The sequence below is a fragment of the Rhizobium sp. SVR5-2C genome (genome assembly GCF_056755115.1).
The window spans coordinates 45,598-61,413 of sequence record NZ_JBNDHT010000024.1; the positions used below are offsets into that span (position 1 = coordinate 45,598).

15 protein-coding genes are annotated in these 15,816 nt (G+C 61.2%); 5 read left to right on the forward strand and 10 right to left on the reverse strand.

The annotated features are described in order from the left end of the window. Nucleotides 1–109: 109 nt before the first annotated feature. Nucleotides 110–1,318 carry an acetyl-CoA C-acetyltransferase gene (locus ACPYOI_RS09640; protein ID WP_481416588.1) on the reverse strand — a complete coding sequence of 403 codons (1,209 nt, stop codon included), beginning with the start codon at nucleotides 1,316–1,318 and terminating at the stop codon, nucleotides 110–112. A 190-nt stretch (nucleotides 1,319–1,508) separates the two neighbouring features. Further along, nucleotides 1,509–3,305 carry an acyl-CoA dehydrogenase C-terminal domain-containing protein gene (locus tag ACPYOI_RS09645; protein WP_481416587.1) on the reverse strand — a complete coding sequence of 599 codons (1,797 nt, stop codon included), beginning with the start codon at nucleotides 3,303–3,305 and terminating at the stop codon, nucleotides 1,509–1,511. 203 nt (nucleotides 3,306–3,508) lie between these two features. On the opposite strand from ACPYOI_RS09645, the gene ACPYOI_RS09650 reads away from it, so the two are divergent. After that, entirely contained in the window at nucleotides 3,509–3,985 is a 477-nt protein-coding gene (locus ACPYOI_RS09650; protein WP_481422830.1) for a VOC family protein, read from the forward strand. A 17-nt stretch (nucleotides 3,986–4,002) separates the two neighbouring features. Here ACPYOI_RS09650 and ACPYOI_RS09655 read toward each other — a convergent pair whose 3' ends face one another. The 6 genes from ACPYOI_RS09655 to ruvC form a co-directional block, all read right to left on the reverse strand. Beyond that, nucleotides 4,003–4,566, reverse strand: coding sequence for a DinB family protein (locus ACPYOI_RS09655; RefSeq protein WP_481416585.1), 564 nt, complete (start codon nucleotides 4,564–4,566; stop codon nucleotides 4,003–4,005). Nucleotides 4,567–4,691: 125 nt separating this feature from the next. Next, nucleotides 4,692–5,729 (reverse strand): Holliday junction branch migration DNA helicase RuvB, encoded by a 1,038-nt coding sequence (gene ruvB, locus ACPYOI_RS09660; RefSeq protein WP_481416584.1) that lies wholly within the window; start codon nucleotides 5,727–5,729, stop codon nucleotides 4,692–4,694. A gap of 69 nt (nucleotides 5,730–5,798) precedes the next feature. Further along, the gene (gene ruvA, locus ACPYOI_RS09665; protein WP_481416583.1) at nucleotides 5,799–6,413 is read right to left on the reverse strand and encodes a Holliday junction branch migration protein RuvA; all 615 of its coding nucleotides are present in this window, start codon (nucleotides 6,411–6,413) and stop codon (nucleotides 5,799–5,801) included. Nucleotides 6,414–6,424: 11 nt separating this feature from the next. Next, complete coding sequence (locus tag ACPYOI_RS09670) at nucleotides 6,425–6,838, reverse strand: type II toxin-antitoxin system VapC family toxin (protein ID WP_481416582.1); 414 nt, start codon at nucleotides 6,836–6,838, stop codon at nucleotides 6,425–6,427. A 3-nt stretch (nucleotides 6,839–6,841) separates the two neighbouring features. Beyond that, nucleotides 6,842–7,090, reverse strand: coding sequence for an AbrB/MazE/SpoVT family DNA-binding domain-containing protein (locus tag ACPYOI_RS09675; protein ID WP_481416581.1), 249 nt, complete (start codon nucleotides 7,088–7,090; stop codon nucleotides 6,842–6,844). A 57-nt stretch (nucleotides 7,091–7,147) separates the two neighbouring features. Further along, nucleotides 7,148–7,660 (reverse strand): crossover junction endodeoxyribonuclease RuvC, encoded by a 513-nt coding sequence (gene ruvC, locus ACPYOI_RS09680; protein WP_481416580.1) that lies wholly within the window; start codon nucleotides 7,658–7,660, stop codon nucleotides 7,148–7,150. Nucleotides 7,661–7,886: 226 nt separating this feature from the next. Between ruvC and ACPYOI_RS09685 the strand changes: the two genes are divergently transcribed. Further along, complete coding sequence (locus ACPYOI_RS09685; RefSeq protein WP_481416579.1) at nucleotides 7,887–10,214, forward strand: methyl-accepting chemotaxis protein; 2,328 nt, start codon at nucleotides 7,887–7,889, stop codon at nucleotides 10,212–10,214. 116 nt (nucleotides 10,215–10,330) lie between these two features. Further along, nucleotides 10,331–11,332 (forward strand): LLM class flavin-dependent oxidoreductase, encoded by a 1,002-nt coding sequence (locus ACPYOI_RS09690; RefSeq protein WP_481416590.1) that lies wholly within the window; start codon nucleotides 10,331–10,333, stop codon nucleotides 11,330–11,332. 13 nt (nucleotides 11,333–11,345) lie between these two features. On the opposite strand, the gene ACPYOI_RS09695 is transcribed toward ACPYOI_RS09690, so the two are convergent. Then, nucleotides 11,346–12,209: a DMT family transporter gene (locus ACPYOI_RS09695; RefSeq protein ID WP_481416578.1), complete on the reverse strand. Its 864-nt coding sequence runs from the start codon at nucleotides 12,207–12,209 to the stop codon at nucleotides 11,346–11,348. A gap of 105 nt (nucleotides 12,210–12,314) precedes the next feature. Between ACPYOI_RS09695 and ACPYOI_RS09700 the strand changes: the two genes are divergently transcribed. After that, nucleotides 12,315–13,727 (forward strand): aminotransferase-like domain-containing protein, encoded by a 1,413-nt coding sequence (locus ACPYOI_RS09700; RefSeq protein ID WP_481416577.1) that lies wholly within the window; start codon nucleotides 12,315–12,317, stop codon nucleotides 13,725–13,727. Between the two features lie 113 nt (nucleotides 13,728–13,840). Continuing rightward, nucleotides 13,841–14,212 (forward strand): hypothetical protein, encoded by a 372-nt coding sequence (locus tag ACPYOI_RS09705; protein ID WP_481416576.1) that lies wholly within the window; start codon nucleotides 13,841–13,843, stop codon nucleotides 14,210–14,212. A gap of 12 nt (nucleotides 14,213–14,224) precedes the next feature. On the opposite strand, the gene ACPYOI_RS09710 is transcribed toward ACPYOI_RS09705, so the two are convergent. Continuing rightward, complete coding sequence (locus ACPYOI_RS09710) at nucleotides 14,225–15,508, reverse strand: cystathionine gamma-synthase family protein (RefSeq protein WP_481416575.1); 1,284 nt, start codon at nucleotides 15,506–15,508, stop codon at nucleotides 14,225–14,227. Between the last annotated feature and the right edge of the window lie 308 nt (nucleotides 15,509–15,816).

Consider the following 15,816-nt stretch of genomic DNA (forward strand, 5'->3'; position numbering starts at 1 on the left):
TGAAGCCCCTCCCCCTTGTGGGGAGGGGTTGGGGAGGGGATTGTCTCCGGAAGAAGACCCCTCCCCTCGCTACGCTCGACCCTCCCCACAAGGGGGAGGGTTGGACCCCTCAAACCCTCTCGATCACCGTTGCCGTGCCCATGCCGGCGCCGATGCAGAGCGTGACGAGCGCCGTATTCAGGTCGCGGCGCTCCAACTCGTCCAGAACCGTGCCGAGGATCATCGCGCCGGTCGCACCGAGCGGGTGGCCCATGGCGATGGCGCCGCCATTGACGTTGATCTGGTCGTGCGGGATCTCGAAGGCCTGCATGTAGCGCAGCACGACGGCGGCGAAGGCTTCGTTGAGCTCGAAGAGGTCGATATCGGCAAGCGACATGCCTGTGCGCTTCAGGAGCTTTTCGGTGACGTCGACCGGGCCGGTCAGCATCAGCGCGGGGTCGGAGCCGATATTGGCGAAGGCCCTGATGCGCCCGCGGGGCTTCAGGCCCATGTTCTCGCCGCCGGCCTTGGAACCGAGCAGCACGGCAGCGGCACCATCGACGATGCCCGACGAATTGCCGGCGTGGTGGACGTAGTTGATACGCTCGACCTCCGGATGAGCCTGGATGGCGACGGCTTCGAAGCCGCCCATCTCGCCGGGGAGCTGGAAGGAAGGGTTGAGCGCCGCCAGCGCCTGCATGTCCGTGCCTGGGCGCATGTGCTCGTCGTGGGCGAGGATGGTGAGCCCGTTCTGGTCCTTGACCGGGATGACGGAGTTCTTGAAGTAGCCCTTCTCCCAGGCGTTTGCCGCGCGCTTCTGGCTCTCGACGGCATAGGCATCGACGTCATCGCGCGAGAAACCGTATTTTGTGGCGATCAAATCAGCCGAGACGCCCTGCGGCATGAAATAGGCCGGGAAGTTGACCGAGGGGTCCATGAACCATGCGCCGCCCGCCATGCCGAGGCCAACGCGCGACATGCTTTCGACGCCGCCTGCAATCACGATGTCATCGGCGCCCTGGGCGATCTTCGCCGCGCCGAAGTTCACGGCGTCTAGGCCGGAGGCGCAGAAGCGGGAGATCTGCATGCCCGGCGCGCGGGTGGAATAGCCGGCCTCGAAGGCGGCGGCCTTGGGGATGACGGCGCCGGCATCCATGACAGGATCGACGCAGCCCATGATGATGTCATCGACGGTCGTCGTATCAAGCCCGTTGCGGTCGCGGATCGCTTCCAGCGTCTTGGCGGCGAGGCGGACGGAGGGAACCTCATGCAGCGAGCCGTCCTTCTTGCCGCGGCCGCGTGGCGTACGCACGTGGTCGTAAATGAAAACCTCGGTCATTGTTTCGTCTCCCTGGCGGCCATGGCGGCCGGTCAATATAGTTCCCTTCTCCCCTCGGGGAGAAGGTGGCCCCGAAGGGGTCGGATGAGGGGGCGCCAAAGCTTCGGCCTCCCGGCCGTTCGCGCTTGCCGCGCCCACCCCTTATCTGTCCTTCGGACATCTTCTCCCCGCTGGGGAGAAGGGATTTCAGTCAAAAGGCCTCGGCGGCCAAGGTCATCATCGTCTCTGCGCCGGTTTCGATGCGGGCTTTGCGCAGTGCCGTTTCCGGCATGACGCGCTCCATGAAGAAGCGGGCGGTCACGAGTTTATTGCGCAGGTAGCTTTCGCGCGGCGTATCGCCCGAAGCAAGGCCATCCTCAGCAGCTTTCGCCATTCTCGCCCACATGTAACCCAGAATGACGAGGCCGAAGAGATGCATGTAATCGGTCGATCCGGCACCGGCGTTGTCAGGTTTCGCCATCGCGTGCTGCATGAACCACATGGTCGCCGCCTGCACATCGTTCAAGCCCTTCTTCAGGTTCTTGGTGAAGAAGGTCATCTTCTCGTCGCTGCGGTGTTCCTCGCAGAAATCGGCGATCTCCTTGAAGAGCGCCATCACGGCACGGCCGCCGTTCAGGCCCAGCTTTCGGCCGACGAGGTCGAGCGCCTGGATGCCGTTTGCGCCTTCGTAGATCATGGCGATCCGGGCGTCGCGCACGTACTGGCTCATGCCGTGTTCTTCGATATAGCCGTGGCCGCCGAAGACCTGCTGGGCCATGACCGCGTGCTCGAAGCCCTTGTCGGTCATCACGCCCTTGAGGATCGGGGTGACGAGACCGAGAATATCGTCCGCCGTCTGGCGCTCCTGCTCGTCGGCGGAGCGGTGGGCGATGTCGGATTTCAGCGCCGTCCAGAGCAGGAAGGCGCGGCCCGCCTCGTTGAAGGCGCGGATCGTCATCAGCGTACGCCGGATATCCGGATGAACGATGATCGGATCAGCCTTCTTATCGGGCGCCTTTGGGCCGGAAAGCGAACGGCCCTGGATACGCTCGCGGGCATAATCGACGGCATTCTGATAGGCAATCTCAGCAACCGCCAGACCCTGAAGCCCGACGCCGAGGCGCGCCTCGTTCATCATCACGAACATGGCGTTCAATCCGCGGTTCTCCGACCCGATCAGGAAGCCTGTCGCTTCATCATAGTTCATGACGCAGGTGGCGTTGCCGTGGATGCCCATCTTGTGCTCGATCGCGCCGCAGGAGACTGCGTTGCGCGCGCCCGGCGTGCCGTCTTCATTGACGAGAACCTTCGGCACGATGAAGAGCGAGATCCCCTTGGTGCCCTCCGGCGCGCCCTCGATCCGCGCCAGTACCAGATGGACGATATTATCCGTCATGTCGTGCTCGCCGGCGGAGATGAAGATCTTCTGGCCGGTAATCTTGTAGCTGCCGTCCGCCTGTGGAACCGCCTTAGTCCGCAAAAGGCCGAGATCGGTGCCGCAATGCGGCTCGGTCAGGTTCATGGTGCCGGACCATTCGCCGGAGACCATCTTCGGTAGGTAGGTCTGCTTTTGCTCGGGCGTGCCGTGGACAAAGATTGCGGCAATCGCACCCTGGGTCAGGCCCGGATACATCATCAGCGACATATTGGCGGCAGATGTATATTCGCCGACGGCACAATGCAGCGTGTAAGGCAGTCCCTGCCCGCCGAATTCTTCGGGGACCGCCAAACCCACCCAGCCGCCGTCGCTATAGGCCTTGTAGGCTTCCTTGAAGCCCTTCGGCGTGGTGACCGAGCCGTCATCCGCGCGCTTGCAGCCTTCCCGATCGCCGGAGGCATTGAGTGGAAGAAGCACTTCCTCGGCGAACTTCGCGGCCTCGCCCAGAATGGCCTCGAGCATATCCGGCGTCGCATCGGCAAAGCCCGGGAGGTTGTTGTAGCGCTCCAGACCCAGCACATCGTTGAGCACGAAGAGTGTGTCGTTCACCGGGGCCTTGTAGACTGGCATCGTTCGAATTCCTCCAATTCGGCAACCGGATCGAGCCCGGCTTTTGACAGTGTCTTACAAAATTTTGACGTTTGCGTAAACGTCAAATTCTGCATTCGCGGGAATTTCTGAAAAGATTTCGTGAGCGCTGTCGGGAGCGGCAACATTTGAAACGTCCTAGGGCTGTCGAACATTTCGTCGACACAGCACAAGGAGGAAAAACCGTGCTCAAGGTCAGTTCGAGTCTCTGGTTCGAGAAGGACGTCCAGCAGGCCGTTGAATTCTATGTGGCGACGATTCCGAATTCGTCCATGGGGCGCATGACCGTCCTTCCGGCTGAAACGCCAAGCGGCCCTCCGGGCAGCGTCAAGATCATTGATCTCGAACTGGCAGATCAGCATTTCACGGCTATGGAAGCGGGTCCGTTCGAAGCGTTCAACCACGCTTTTTCGATCTCGGTGCAATGCGAGACGCAGGAGGAGATCGACAGGATATGGCACGCCTTCCTGACAAACGGCGGCGTGGAGGAGCACTGCGGTTGGCTGAAGGATCGCTGGGGCCTCTCCTGGCAGATCGTTCCGCGCGCGCTGATCGAGATGGTTTCCGATCCCGATCGCGAGCGCGCCAAGCGTGTCACCGAAGTCATGCTCGGCATGGTGAAGCTCGACATCGAGAAGCTCGAAGCCGCATTTCGCGGCTAGGCAATAACCCCAGACATCTAGAGCATCAGCTTCTCTTCGCTCCATCCAAGGGCGTCAAGTTCGCCGCCGCGGAACTTTGCGTCGTCATCGACGATGAACTCGTCGAGCTGCGGCGGCTCGACGCTTGTTCCGGCGAGCATCGCGTGAACCTGGCCGCGGTGATGCGTCTGATGCTGGAAGAGATGGCTCAAGACATCCTCCATGCGCTCCTTCTGGATGCGGCCGGTGCGCTGAAGATCAATGACGGACACGAGCTTTTCCGGCGTAAGGACTTCGCAAAGCGCCACGAGGCGTCGATCGACCTTGCGCTGCTCGGCGGCAAGCGCAGCGACCTCATCGAAGGGCTCTTCGACGTCGAAGGCTTTCAGGCCCAAGGAGCCGCCTTCCAGTCCGTCGACATAGAACCAGTCGACAGTGATGATGTGATTGAGCGTCGCCTTGATCGAGGGGAAGAAGCTCACGCGTTCGGCCTCGAATTCCCCGGGCCGGAGAGACGAGCAGGCAGCAAGAAGGCGATAGTTCGCGAGCGCGTTGTTATAGGAAAGCTTGCGGAAAACCCGGCACGGATCGAAACGTGGCATGACGCACCCTCCTCGTCTGCGAATTAGCGTAGCTAGGCGTGGTCGGGTGCAGCGTCAATGCGGACGGCCGGCAACCGGATGGCCTCGCTATGAACCGGCAAGCGGCTCCGCGAGCATCCTTTAAATCAGTCGCCTTCCTGAAAAAGCCGAAACTGCGCAGCCTCGAGGTCCTTCGGCGGCTGCAAGCCGAGGTGCTTCCAGGCGGTGGCCGTCAACACGCGGCCGCGCGGCGTGCGTTGTATAAAGCCCTGCTGGATCATGTAGGGCTCGATGATGTCCTCGATCGCATCGCGCGGTTCGGACAGACCAGCGGCGATCGTCTCGATACCGACGGGACCGCCACCGAAATTGACGGCGATCATGTTGAGGTAGCGCTTGTCCAGCTGGTCAAGGCCGACGCTGTCGACGAGCAGGCGGGTGAGTGCCTCGTCGGCGATCTCGCGGGTGACGGCTTCGGCCCTGGCGACTTCGGCGAAGTCACGTACGCGGCGGAGCAGACGGCCGGCGATGCGCGGCGTGCCGCGCGCCCGGCGGGCGATTTCGCGGGCGCCGTCATCGGTCATCGGCAGGTTCATCAGCCGGGCGCCGCGCCGCACGATCGATTCCAACTCCTCGACGGTGTAGAAGCTGAGCCGCACCGGAATACCGAAGCGGTCACGGAGCGGCGTCGTCAACAGGCCGAGGCGCGTGGTCGCGGCTACGAGCGTGAATTTCGAGAGATCGATCTTCACCGAGCGGGCGGCCGGACCTTCGCCGATGATGAGGTCGAGCTGGAAATCCTCCATCGCCGGATAAAGGATTTCTTCGACGGCCGGATTCAAGCGGTGAATTTCATCGATGAAGAGCACATCGCGCTCCTCCAGATTGGTCAGCAGAGCGGCAAGATCGCCGGCCTTGGCGATGACCGGACCGGAGGTGGAGCGGAAATTGACGCCCAGCTCCTTGGCCATGATCTGCGCCAGTGTCGTCTTGCCGAGGCCCGGCGGACCAACGAACAGAACATGGTCCAGCGCTTCGCCGCGGTTCTTGGCAGCCTCGATGAAGACCTTGAGGTTGGCACGTGCCTCCGCCTGGCCGGTGAATTCGTCCAGCGACTGCGGGCGCAGCGTCACATCGAGGTCTTCGCCCCGCTTTTCCGGCGATATCAGGCGGGCATCATTCATAGGCATTTCCGTTTAAAGCTTGTTCAAGTCCATACACCAAGCCGCAGGCATTGGCACCCTTGCGGGATATCACCGCGCCAACTCCTTCAATCCCAGCCTGATCAGCTTGGCGCTGTCTGCGCCGTCACCTGCAGTCTTCATCGCTGCTGCAACTGCATTTGCTGCCTGGTCGCGCGAATAGCCGAGATTGGTCAGCGCCGAGACGGCATCGGCGACCGGAGCCGAGGCGACGCCTTCACCGATTTCCTGCTTGAGGCCGATATTGATCGCCTCGCCTGAATAGGCGGGTGTCTTGTTCTTCAGTTCGGTGACGATGCGAACCGCGACCTTTGGGCCGACGCCCTGGGCGCGGGAAACGGATGTCTTGTCCTGCAGCGCGATGGCGTTGGCGAGTTCGCCTGGTGTGAGCGTCGAAAGCACGGCAAGCGCCACCTTGGCGCCTACGCCCTGCACGCTCTGCAGCAGGTTGAACCATTCGCGCTCGAGCACGCTCATGAAGCCGAAGAGCTTCAACTGGTCTTCGCGGACATAAGTCTCGATGAAGAGGACGCAGGCTTCGCCTACGGAGCCGATCTTCGACAGGGTGCGGCCGGAACAATAGGCGACGTAGCAGACGCCGTGCACATCAACGAGCACATAGTCGTCGCCGATTTCCTCGATAGTGCCTTTGAGCTTGCCGATCATGAAAAGGTCCGTCAGGGATGGGTTTCGGGGGAGACAATGGAAATCAGCGGAAAATAGGTTCGGTATTTCGCAACATCACGGCTGAGCAACCTGTAGCCTTTCACCATCGCATGGGCTCCGATGTAGAAATCCGGAAGCGGCGACCGTTTGTCGCCGCCGGACCGGCGGTATTGCAGAAAGGCATGGCCGGCTGAAAAGGCAGCCTCCCATGGCAGTTCTTCCCGACGGAAAAGACTGGGCGCAAGCGCCGATTCCAGCTCTTCGCTCGTGGCGTAGCCAGCAGCCATCTCCGCATAGATCAAAGGATTGATGAGCAATGGCCCTTCTGCGCGAGCAACCGCGAGCTGCTCTGTCGACCAGTCGGTGAAGGCACCGCGCGCATGGAATACGTCGATCAGGATGTTCGTGTCTACCAGCGTCGCCACCAATCAATCCCTCAAAAGGCGATAGAACTCCTCGCCGCTCATGTCGCCGAGAGACATGGAACCCTGATGCCTCCGAAGATGGTCGATGAGTTCGCGAACATCACGATCGACCTGATCCCGAGACCTCTCGATGAGGCGAAGCACAGCTTCGCCTTCGCGCAAAACGAACTCGACTTCGCTCCCCGCCTCGATTCCCAAGTTGGACCGAACGTTTTTCGGGATGGTGACCTGGCCTTTTTCGGTAACGCGCATGGTAATACCTCTTGAGTATTACTTACCGGCCCCACGAGAACAAGTCAAGAACATACCCTAACCTGCCAACGCCGCCATGCGCATTCGGCTGCTGCCGCGGTTGTGGGCGTGGCAGATGGCGATTGCGAGTGCATCGGCGGCGTCATTGCCTTTGAATTCCACCTTCGGCATCAGAATCTTGAGCATCATGTGGATCTGCTGCTTCTCGCCGTGACCGACGCCAATGACGGCTTTCTTGACGGCATTGGGGGCATATTCGGATACCTGCAATCCGGCACGCGCCGGCACGAGCATCGCGATGCCGCGGGCCTGACCGAGCTTCAGTGTTGCGACCGCATCCTTATTGACGAAGGTCTGTTCGACGGCTGCTTCGTCGGGCTTGTAGATGTGCATGATCTCGGCAAGGCCATCGTGCAACTGGCAGAGGCGGGAGGCGAGGTCCATATCGCCATCGGAGGTCACCGTTCCAGAGGCCACGAAGCGCAATGAATTGCCGAGCGTATCGATAATTCCCCAGCCGGTGCGTCGAAGACCTGGGTCGATGCCGATGATGCGAATCGTATTTTGCATGGCTTACCTTATTGCGATGCCGGAATAAGTGCCAGAAAGATGTGAACAGAACAAAAACATTCGCCTGTTACGGCCGCTGTTTACCACGAATTAAATTCATTGCCTGAAATCTAACCGATCAAATATGAGAGGAGCCCCTTTTCGCAAAGGTTAAAACTCCCCGTGTTCTGCTTTTTGGTCAGCCGGCGCGTTCCGCCGGCGAAGGCGCTTCGAGGGGTTCGTAGCCATGGCTCAGAGATTTCAGTCGCTATCCTTCAAGGTTATTGCGACTTTCATTTTGCTCACCGCACTTGCGGTAAGTGCGATCAGTGTTCTCGGCTATTTCGCCAGCAGCCGCATCTCGGATGCGCAGGCACTGAAGGCGAAGGAAAGTTTGCTCATCTTCCGCGGCGACATGCTGCAGGATCAACTGGCGCAGCTTGAAAATCAGGCGAGTTCCATCGCGCGCATCGAGGCGCTGCAAATGTCGATCACCAGCCTGAAGAGCGGTTGGAAGACGATCGAAAAATCCTCAGGTGACGTGCGCGGCGAGCTCAAGAAGGTGTTCATCACCAATAATCCGAATCCCGCCGATCAGCGTGAAAAGCTGATGAAGCCGGAAGGTCCGAGCGGCTTCTACTACTCCAATCACGAGAAGACACAGGGCGAAGTTGCCCGCGATCTCGAAAACACCACTTTCAGCGACCTGCTGATTGCGGATCTCGACGGCTCGGTTCTCTATTCCTACAAGAAGGATGACAACTTCGCCGAGAACATGAAGACTGATGCCTGGAAGGCTACAGGCGCGGGCATCGCTTTCTCCAGAGCGATCGAAAACACAACGAAGGCAACGGACGATTCCGCGCCGACCGCATTTTCCGGCCTGCGCGTCGATGTTGCGAGCGGCAAGTCGGCGATCTTCTATGCCGTGCCGATCATCAAGCTCGGCCAGCCGAAGGGCATCATTCTCTTCAAGGTGCGCGACGATATCATCACCAGCATCCTGGCCAAGGGCATCGTTTCCGGCAGTACGGCTCAGGCGGCCATCATTTCCAGTGACGGTTCGGCCGTCGGTCTCAACGCCGAAGGCCATCTCGCTACGCTCGATACGGCGCCGTTTACCTTCGTGCAGGATGCGCTTGCCAGCAGCGATGGCATGACGGTCGACGACTTCACCCGTGCCGACGGCACCGCGCGAGCCTATGTCCGCTCAGTCACCTATCAGGGGCAGCGCTTCCTTGTCGTCGAAAGCGTCCTGCTCAGCGAGCTGAATGCGGGCTCGATCGAGATTGCGACGCTGCTGACCATGATCGGCCTCGGCGCTCTGATCGTCATGGCCCTTGCGACCGGGCTTGTGACCAGGCTGCTCTTCTCGCCACTTGAACGGCTTGCCGGAAATACCCGGGATGTCGCCGACGGCAAGCTGGACGTCGAGATCGGCAGCCAGAACCGTCACGATGAAATCGGCATGATGGCCAAGGCGCTCGCCCGCTTCAAGCAGTCGCTGATCGAAAGCCGGGCGTTGGAAGCAGCAAGCACCGAGACCCGCGCCCATGCGGAACGCGAGCGTCAGGAGAATCTGGCGCTGCGCGAGGCGGAAGCGAAAACTTTGCAGGATGTCGTGCGGGCGCTGGACGAAGGGCTGCATCATCTGGCGAACGGCGATCTCGCCTATCAGATCGAAACGCGCTTCCCGAACGAGCTTGAGGGCTTGCGGGTCAACTTCAACGAGGCGCTCGCCACCCTCAGCCAGACGATGACGGCGATCGGCGGCAACTCCATGGCGGTCCGCTCCGGCTCGGAAGAGATGCGTACCGGCGCCGACGACCTTGCCGGGCGCACCGAGCGCCAGGCGGCATCAATCACCGAAACGGCGAACGCGATCGACGCGATCACCCAGTCTGTCCGCATTCAGATCGAGCGTGCCGAACAGGCCGAGCGCATCGCCCGCGCCGCCAAGCAAGAGACAACCGGTTCGAGCCAGATTATGCGTGAGACGATCGCTGCCATGGAGGCAATCCAGTCCTCCTCGCGGCAGATCAACACGATCATCAGCGTCATCGACGACATCGCCTTCCAGACCAACCTTCTGGCGCTCAACGCCGGTGTCGAAGCGGCACGCGCCGGTGAATCCGGCAAGGGCTTTGCAGTTGTTGCGATGGAGGTCCGCGAACTGGCGCAACGCTCATCGAGCGCCGCCAAGGAGATCGCGAGCCTGCTGCAGAAATCGACTCACGAAGTCGAATCCGGCGTGTCGCTCGTCGAGCGGGCTGGTGTGGCTCTGACGGGCATCGGCAGCCATGTGGAAGCGATCAACGGCCAGATCCATGAGATCATGGAATCGACCCGCGAAGAGGCGGATACGCTTCGCCAGATCAACACGGCGGTTTCCGAGCTCGACTCGATGACGCAGCAGAACGCCGCCATGGTCGAGGAAACGACCGCAGCGATCCACCGCCTTGCCGCAGAGGCAGTGGAGATGGACCGCCAGCTCGGCAACTTTACGCTGCCCGATGATCATCGTCAGCACGGCGCTGAAATCCACGTCCTCCGGCATCGGCGACAGACGGCTTGAAAACAACGAGAAAAAGGGCCGGGAAACCGGCCCTTTTCTTGAGCGCATGATTTGGAATGCGCGATACCAGAACCTACATAGACCTGTCTCCATCCCCCGACCCGCAGGTTTTCCACATGATCCCCTTTTCCATCCTCGACCTTTCGCCCGTAGCCGACGGCACGACCATCAGCCAATCCTTTGCGGGCTCGGCGCGCATGGCGCAAAAGGCGGAGGAGTACGGCTACAAGCGTTTCTGGCTGGCGGAGCATCATGGCATGCCGGGCATAGCGAGTGCCGCGACCGCGGTCGTCATCGGCCATGTCGGTGCGGCGACCAAGCGCATCCGCATCGGCTCAGGCGGCATCATGCTGCCGAACCACTCGCCGCTAGTGATCGCAGAACAGTTCGGCACGTTGGCAGCGCTTTTCCCGGGCCGCGTCGATCTCGGCCTCGGACGCGCGCCGGGCACGGATATGCGAACCGCCCAAGCGCTCCGCCGCAATCTGGAAGCCGGCGCTCACAGCTTTCCGAACGATGTCGTCGAACTGCAGCAGTTGCTAGGGCCGCCCTCTGAGAACCAGGCAATCCTTGCCGTTCCCGGCAACAATTCGCATGTGCCGATCTGGCTTCTCGGCTCCAGTCTCTACAGCGCGCAGCTTGCGGCGATGCTCGGCCTGCCCTATGCCTTCGCCTCACACTTCGCACCAGACATGCTGCTCGATGCCATCGATATCTATCGCAGCAAGTTCCAGCCCTCCGCATCGCTCGACCAGCCTTATGTGATGGTCGGCGTCATGGGCTCCGTCGCTCCGACGGACGAGGAGGCGCAATACCACTTTACGTCCGCGCAACAGCAATTCGTCAACCTGCGCCGCAATGTCCGCGGTCCATTCCCGCGGCCGGTCGAGGACATGGAAAGCTTCTGGTCGCCGATGGAGAAGCTCAACGTCGAGCATACGTTGCGTTATGCGGTTGTCGGTTCGCCGGAGACTGCAGAAGCCAAGCTCACCGAGTTCCTGAAGGAGACCGGAGCGGACGAGCTAATCATCTCCATGCCGATCCACGACATCGAAGCGCGGCTGAAATCCGTCGCGATGTTTGCGGGACTGGGCAATTTCATGCGTGTTGCGGCCTAGAATCAGAGCCTCGCTAGCGGGCGAATTTCTTTGCGCCGGCGACGCAGGCAACGACGGCCAGCGTGACCCCGAACATGGCCACGCTGACCTTCTCATGGAGGACCACAGCCGCCAGAGCAAGGCTGAAGAATGGCTGCAGCAGCTGCAGCTGCCCGACGGCTGCAATGCCGCCGAGCGCCAGGCCGCGATACCAGAATATGAAGCCGATCAGCATGCTGAAGAGCGAGACGTAAGCGAGGCCGATCCAGGACGTGCTTGCCGCAGCCGGGAAGGTGGGCGGCATGGCAACGAACGACAGCACGAGCATGATCGGCAGCGAAAGAACCAGCGCCCAGGAAATCACCTGCCAACCGCCCAGCTTGCGCGACAGTCTGCCGCCTTCGGCATATCCCAGCCCGCAGGCGATGATTGCCGCCAGCATCAAGAGATCGCCGACTGAGGATGCGGCTTCCGCATGCATCAACGCGAAGCCTGCGACCAGGGCGCTGCCGAGGCCGGAGAACAGCCAGAAGACCGGTTTGGGGCGCTCCCCGCCGCGAAGGACGCCGAAGATGGCCGTCGCCAGCGGCAGCAGACCGATGAAAACCGTCGAATGAGCCGAGGTAACATGCTTCAGCGCAAATGCGGTGAGCAGCGGAAAGCCGATGACGACGCCGAGCGCTACCACCGCCAGCGAGAAAAGATCGGCACGCGCGGGACGTTTTTCGCGGAAGGCCAACAGCAGACAGAAGGCAAGCATGCCGGCGATGGCGGCGCGGGCGACGGTGAGGAACAGCGGATCGAAATTGGCAACCGCAACGCGCGTCGCCGGAAGCGAGCCGCTGAAGATCAGCACTCCGAGAAAACCGTTGATCCAGCCGCCTGCTACCCTGTCCATCATGATGCTCCTTGTCTGAGGCTGCTATGAAGCAAGGAGCGTGGCGTCGCCAGCGACAATGCTGTACAGTTTCGACAAACTGTTATGGATACGGAAGCAATACAGATGGACCAGACGGCGACGAATCCTGCGAGCGGCAAGCGTATCGCCCTGGTAATGGCGGAGATCCGCGGCCGCATTTCCAGCCGCGGGCTGGTGCCCGGATCACGACTGCCTTCGGTGCGCGCTTTCGCCAAGACCTTGCATGTTTCCGCCTCGACCGTCGTGGAGGCCTATGAGCGGCTGGCCGCCGAGGGCCTCATTCGCTCGCGGCCGGGTTCCGGCTTCTACGTTTCGAGCCCGCTCGCACCGCTGGCGCTCTCGGAAATCGGGCCGAAGCTCGACCGGGCGATCGATCCCTTGTGGGTCTATCGTCAATCATTGGAAGACGGCCCCGAATTGCTGAAGCCGGGATGCGGCTGGCTGCCGCCAAGCTGGATGCCGGAAGCGGGCATACGCAAGGCCCTTCGCACGGTTTCACGCGCCGATGATCGCGTGCTCTCGGACTACGGTACGCCGCTCGGCCTGCCGCCGCTCAGGCAGCTTCTCTCCCGCCGCATGGGCGAGCGCGGCATATCCGCAGCACCAGACCAGATCATACTGACGGAATCCGGCACACAGGCAATCGACCTTCTGTGCCGCTTCCTGATCGAGCCCGGCGACGCCGTGCTGGTGGACGACCCCTGTTATTTCAACTTCCATGCGCTGCTGCGCGCTCACAGGGCCAATGCCATCGCCGTTCCGATGACGCCGGTCGGACCGGATATCGAGGCATTCGGGAGGGCGATCGACGAGCACCGGCCGCGGCTCTACATCACCAATTCCGCGATTCATAACCCAACAGGCGCGACGTGTTCGCCCGTCGTGGCACACCGGCTGCTGAAACTTGCAGAGCGCGCAAATATGACAATCATCGAGGACGATATCTTCGCTGATCTTGAGCATGAGCCGGCCCCTCGCCTCGCCGCATTCGACGGGCTGGAGCGGGTCGTCCATATCGGCAGCTTCTCGAAAACGCTCTCTGCCTCGGTGCGTTGCGGCTTCATCGCGGCGAGGCCGGACTGGATCGAGGCGCTCTCCGATCTCAAGATTGCGACCAGCATCGCCGCCGGGCGGCTCTCGTCCGAATTGATCCTGCTGCTGTTGAAGGACGGCAGCTACCGCAAACATCTGGATGCGCTGCGGGTCCGGCTTTCGCAAGCCATGGACGAGACGGCGCAGCGATTGGGTTCGCTCGGCATCACGCCGTGGATACGGCCGCAGGCGGGCATGTTTCTCTGGTGCCGGTTGCCCGACGGGATCGATGCCGCAGATGTTGCGCGGGCCTGCCTCGCCGATAACATCGTTCTTGCGCCCGGCAACGCCTTCAGCGTGTCGCAGACCGCCAGCGGCTTCCTGCGATTCAACGTCGCACAGTCGGATGATCCGCGGATATTCCGATCGCTGGAGCGAGCGCTGAACCACGCCGCGAGAGCTTAGCGCGCGGTACAAAGGCAATCGGTGGTGAACCGCAAGGCAGCGTTTGCTTCTTCGGGCAAACACGCTACATTTCGCTGGCTAACCGAAGAGCGAGCCCTGGGAGGAGCGATTTCATGAGACGGATGTGGCCCGAGGAGTTCAATTCCATTCTGAGCGGCGCGGAGGAAGTGACGCTGGAACTACCGGCGGCCGTGCACGAGGACGGCTCGCGGAGCGAACCGGTCAGCAGGCGGGCTCTGAAAGTCCGTATTCCGATGGAAGACTACGAGCGCATCTGGCCATTGGCGGAAGCACGCTACCGGCTCGGCGGCAAATTCGCGGGCAAAGCGATCACGCTAATCACCACCAATCCGCACTACCATACCTGGCACCCGGCAGATGGCGGCAATATCGAGAACACCTCGGATAGCGGCAGGCACTACACGACGAACTACATCGTCGTGCATTTCCTGCTCGACGATGTGCGGGAAACGGCGGCGGCCTGACGGCGCTGCCGTTTACGCTTCGTCCAGAGCGAGCGCGAGGTCGGCGATCAGATCGTCCGGATGTTCGATGCCGATCGACAACCGGATGGTCGACTCCAGAACGCCGATGCGCTCACGCACATCAGCCGGAACACCGGAATGAGTCATTGCGGCCGGGTGGCTCGCAAGCGACTCCGTTCCGCCGAGGCTGACCGCCAGCTTGAAGATCTTCAGCGCGTTCAGGAACCTGAACGAAGCCGGCTGGCCGCCCTTGATATCGAAAGAGAACGTCGAACCGGCGCCCGTGCACTGTGCGGCGAAGGTTCGCCCGACCGGCGAATCCGGATCGTGGTAAGGCAGATAGTGGATGGTTTCGACCTTCGGATGATCGCGGAGAAAATCGGCGACGGCACGTGCGTTGCTGTTTGCCCGCTCCATGCGCAGTTGCAGCGTCTCCAGCGAACGTCCCAGCATCCAGCAGGAATGGGGGTCGAGCTGCGTGCCGATAGAGCCGCGGAGTGCCTTCACCTGTTTGATCACAGCTTTCGGACCCAGGACGGCGCCGGCGATCAAATCCGAATGGCCGCCGACATATTTGGTCAGCGAATAAAGCGATATATCCGCGCCGTGTTCGATCGGACGCTGGAAGACCGGGCCAAGCAGCGTGTTGTCGCAGACGATGATCGGGGTGTGGCCCTGTCTCTCGCCAACCGCATTGGCAACACGGCGTATCAAGGCAACGTCAACGAGACTGTTCGTGGGGTTGGCGGGCGTTTCGATGAGGATGACCGAGACTCGACCTCTCTGCATAGCCTCCTCGGCCGCTGCCTGGACCGACGCCTCGCTGACACCGTCATGAAAACCGACGGCGGCAACCCCGAAGTTCAAGAAGGTCTTCGCCAACAGCGTCTCGGTGCCGCCATAGAGCGGCTGCGAATGGAGAATCGTATCGCCGGGCCGGACGAAGGCGAGCAACGTGGTCGAGATCGCCGACATGCCGGAGGAGAATAGCGCGCCACTTTCGGTCCGTTCATAAACCGCGAGCCTGTCTTCGACGATCTCGCTGTTGGGATGGTTGAACCGCGAGTAGACGAGACCGGCGCCCTTGCCTGCCGGCGGCTCGCGACGGCCCGAGACGTAGTCGAAGAAATCGCGGCCGTCTTCGGCGGTATTGAAGACGAAGGTCGAGGTGAGAAACACCGGCGGCTTGACCGCTCCTTCTGAAAGCTCCGGATCATAACCGTAGTTCAGCATCTGCGTTTCCGGGTGCAGCGCGTGATTGCCGATATGGGTTCTCGAAGGATGCGGCGCGGTCATGACGGTCTCCTCGGCCGATGGAATGGAGCTAAAGCAGCAGATCATAGCAAATGCGGAAGTTCATTCCTGATATTTGGCGCAGCAGGATATCTTTGGAAGCGACTTCCTCCACAGTGCGAGACTCGGGCACAGAAAATTGACCGGAGACAAAGCTGTGATGACGAGCGCTCCCGGTGAGCGACACGAGCGTGTCATCAGGACCATCGAGCTCAACACCGGCGCATCTGGCCCAAAGTGCATCGCGGCTTACCCAAACGTTAAAAAATTCCCACGGAAGTTAACGGGATATTTACCACGTATCGTAAAAA

Coding starts and splice junctions, on each gene's coding strand:
- ACPYOI_RS09695 (WP_481416578.1), bottom strand. CDS start 12,209: ATGGACAGGGTAGCAGGCGGCTGGATCAACGGTTTTCTCGGAGTGCTG.
- ACPYOI_RS09645 (WP_481416587.1), bottom strand. CDS start 3,305: ATGCCAGTCTACAAGGCCCCGGTGAACGACACACTCTTCGTGCTCAAC.
- ruvB (WP_481416584.1), bottom strand. CDS start 5,729: ATGAATGATGCCCGCCTGATATCGCCGGAAAAGCGGGGCGAAGACCTC.
- ruvC (WP_481416580.1), bottom strand. CDS start 7,660: ATGCAAAATACGATTCGCATCATCGGCATCGACCCAGGTCTTCGACGC.
- ACPYOI_RS09705 (WP_481416576.1), top strand. CDS start 13,841: ATGAGACGGATGTGGCCCGAGGAGTTCAATTCCATTCTGAGCGGCGCG.
- ACPYOI_RS09655 (WP_481416585.1), bottom strand. CDS start 4,566: ATGCCACGTTTCGATCCGTGCCGGGTTTTCCGCAAGCTTTCCTATAAC.
- ACPYOI_RS09700 (WP_481416577.1), top strand. CDS start 12,315: ATGGACCAGACGGCGACGAATCCTGCGAGCGGCAAGCGTATCGCCCTG.
- ACPYOI_RS09690 (WP_481416590.1), top strand. CDS start 10,331: ATGATCCCCTTTTCCATCCTCGACCTTTCGCCCGTAGCCGACGGCACG.
- ACPYOI_RS09640 (WP_481416588.1), bottom strand. CDS start 1,318: ATGACCGAGGTTTTCATTTACGACCACGTGCGTACGCCACGCGGCCGC.
- ACPYOI_RS09710 (WP_481416575.1), bottom strand. CDS start 15,508: ATGACCGCGCCGCATCCTTCGAGAACCCATATCGGCAATCACGCGCTG.
- ACPYOI_RS09685 (WP_481416579.1), top strand. CDS start 7,887: ATGGCTCAGAGATTTCAGTCGCTATCCTTCAAGGTTATTGCGACTTTC.
- ruvA (WP_481416583.1), bottom strand. CDS start 6,413: ATGATCGGCAAGCTCAAAGGCACTATCGAGGAAATCGGCGACGACTAT.
- ACPYOI_RS09675 (WP_481416581.1), bottom strand. CDS start 7,090: ATGCGCGTTACCGAAAAAGGCCAGGTCACCATCCCGAAAAACGTTCGG.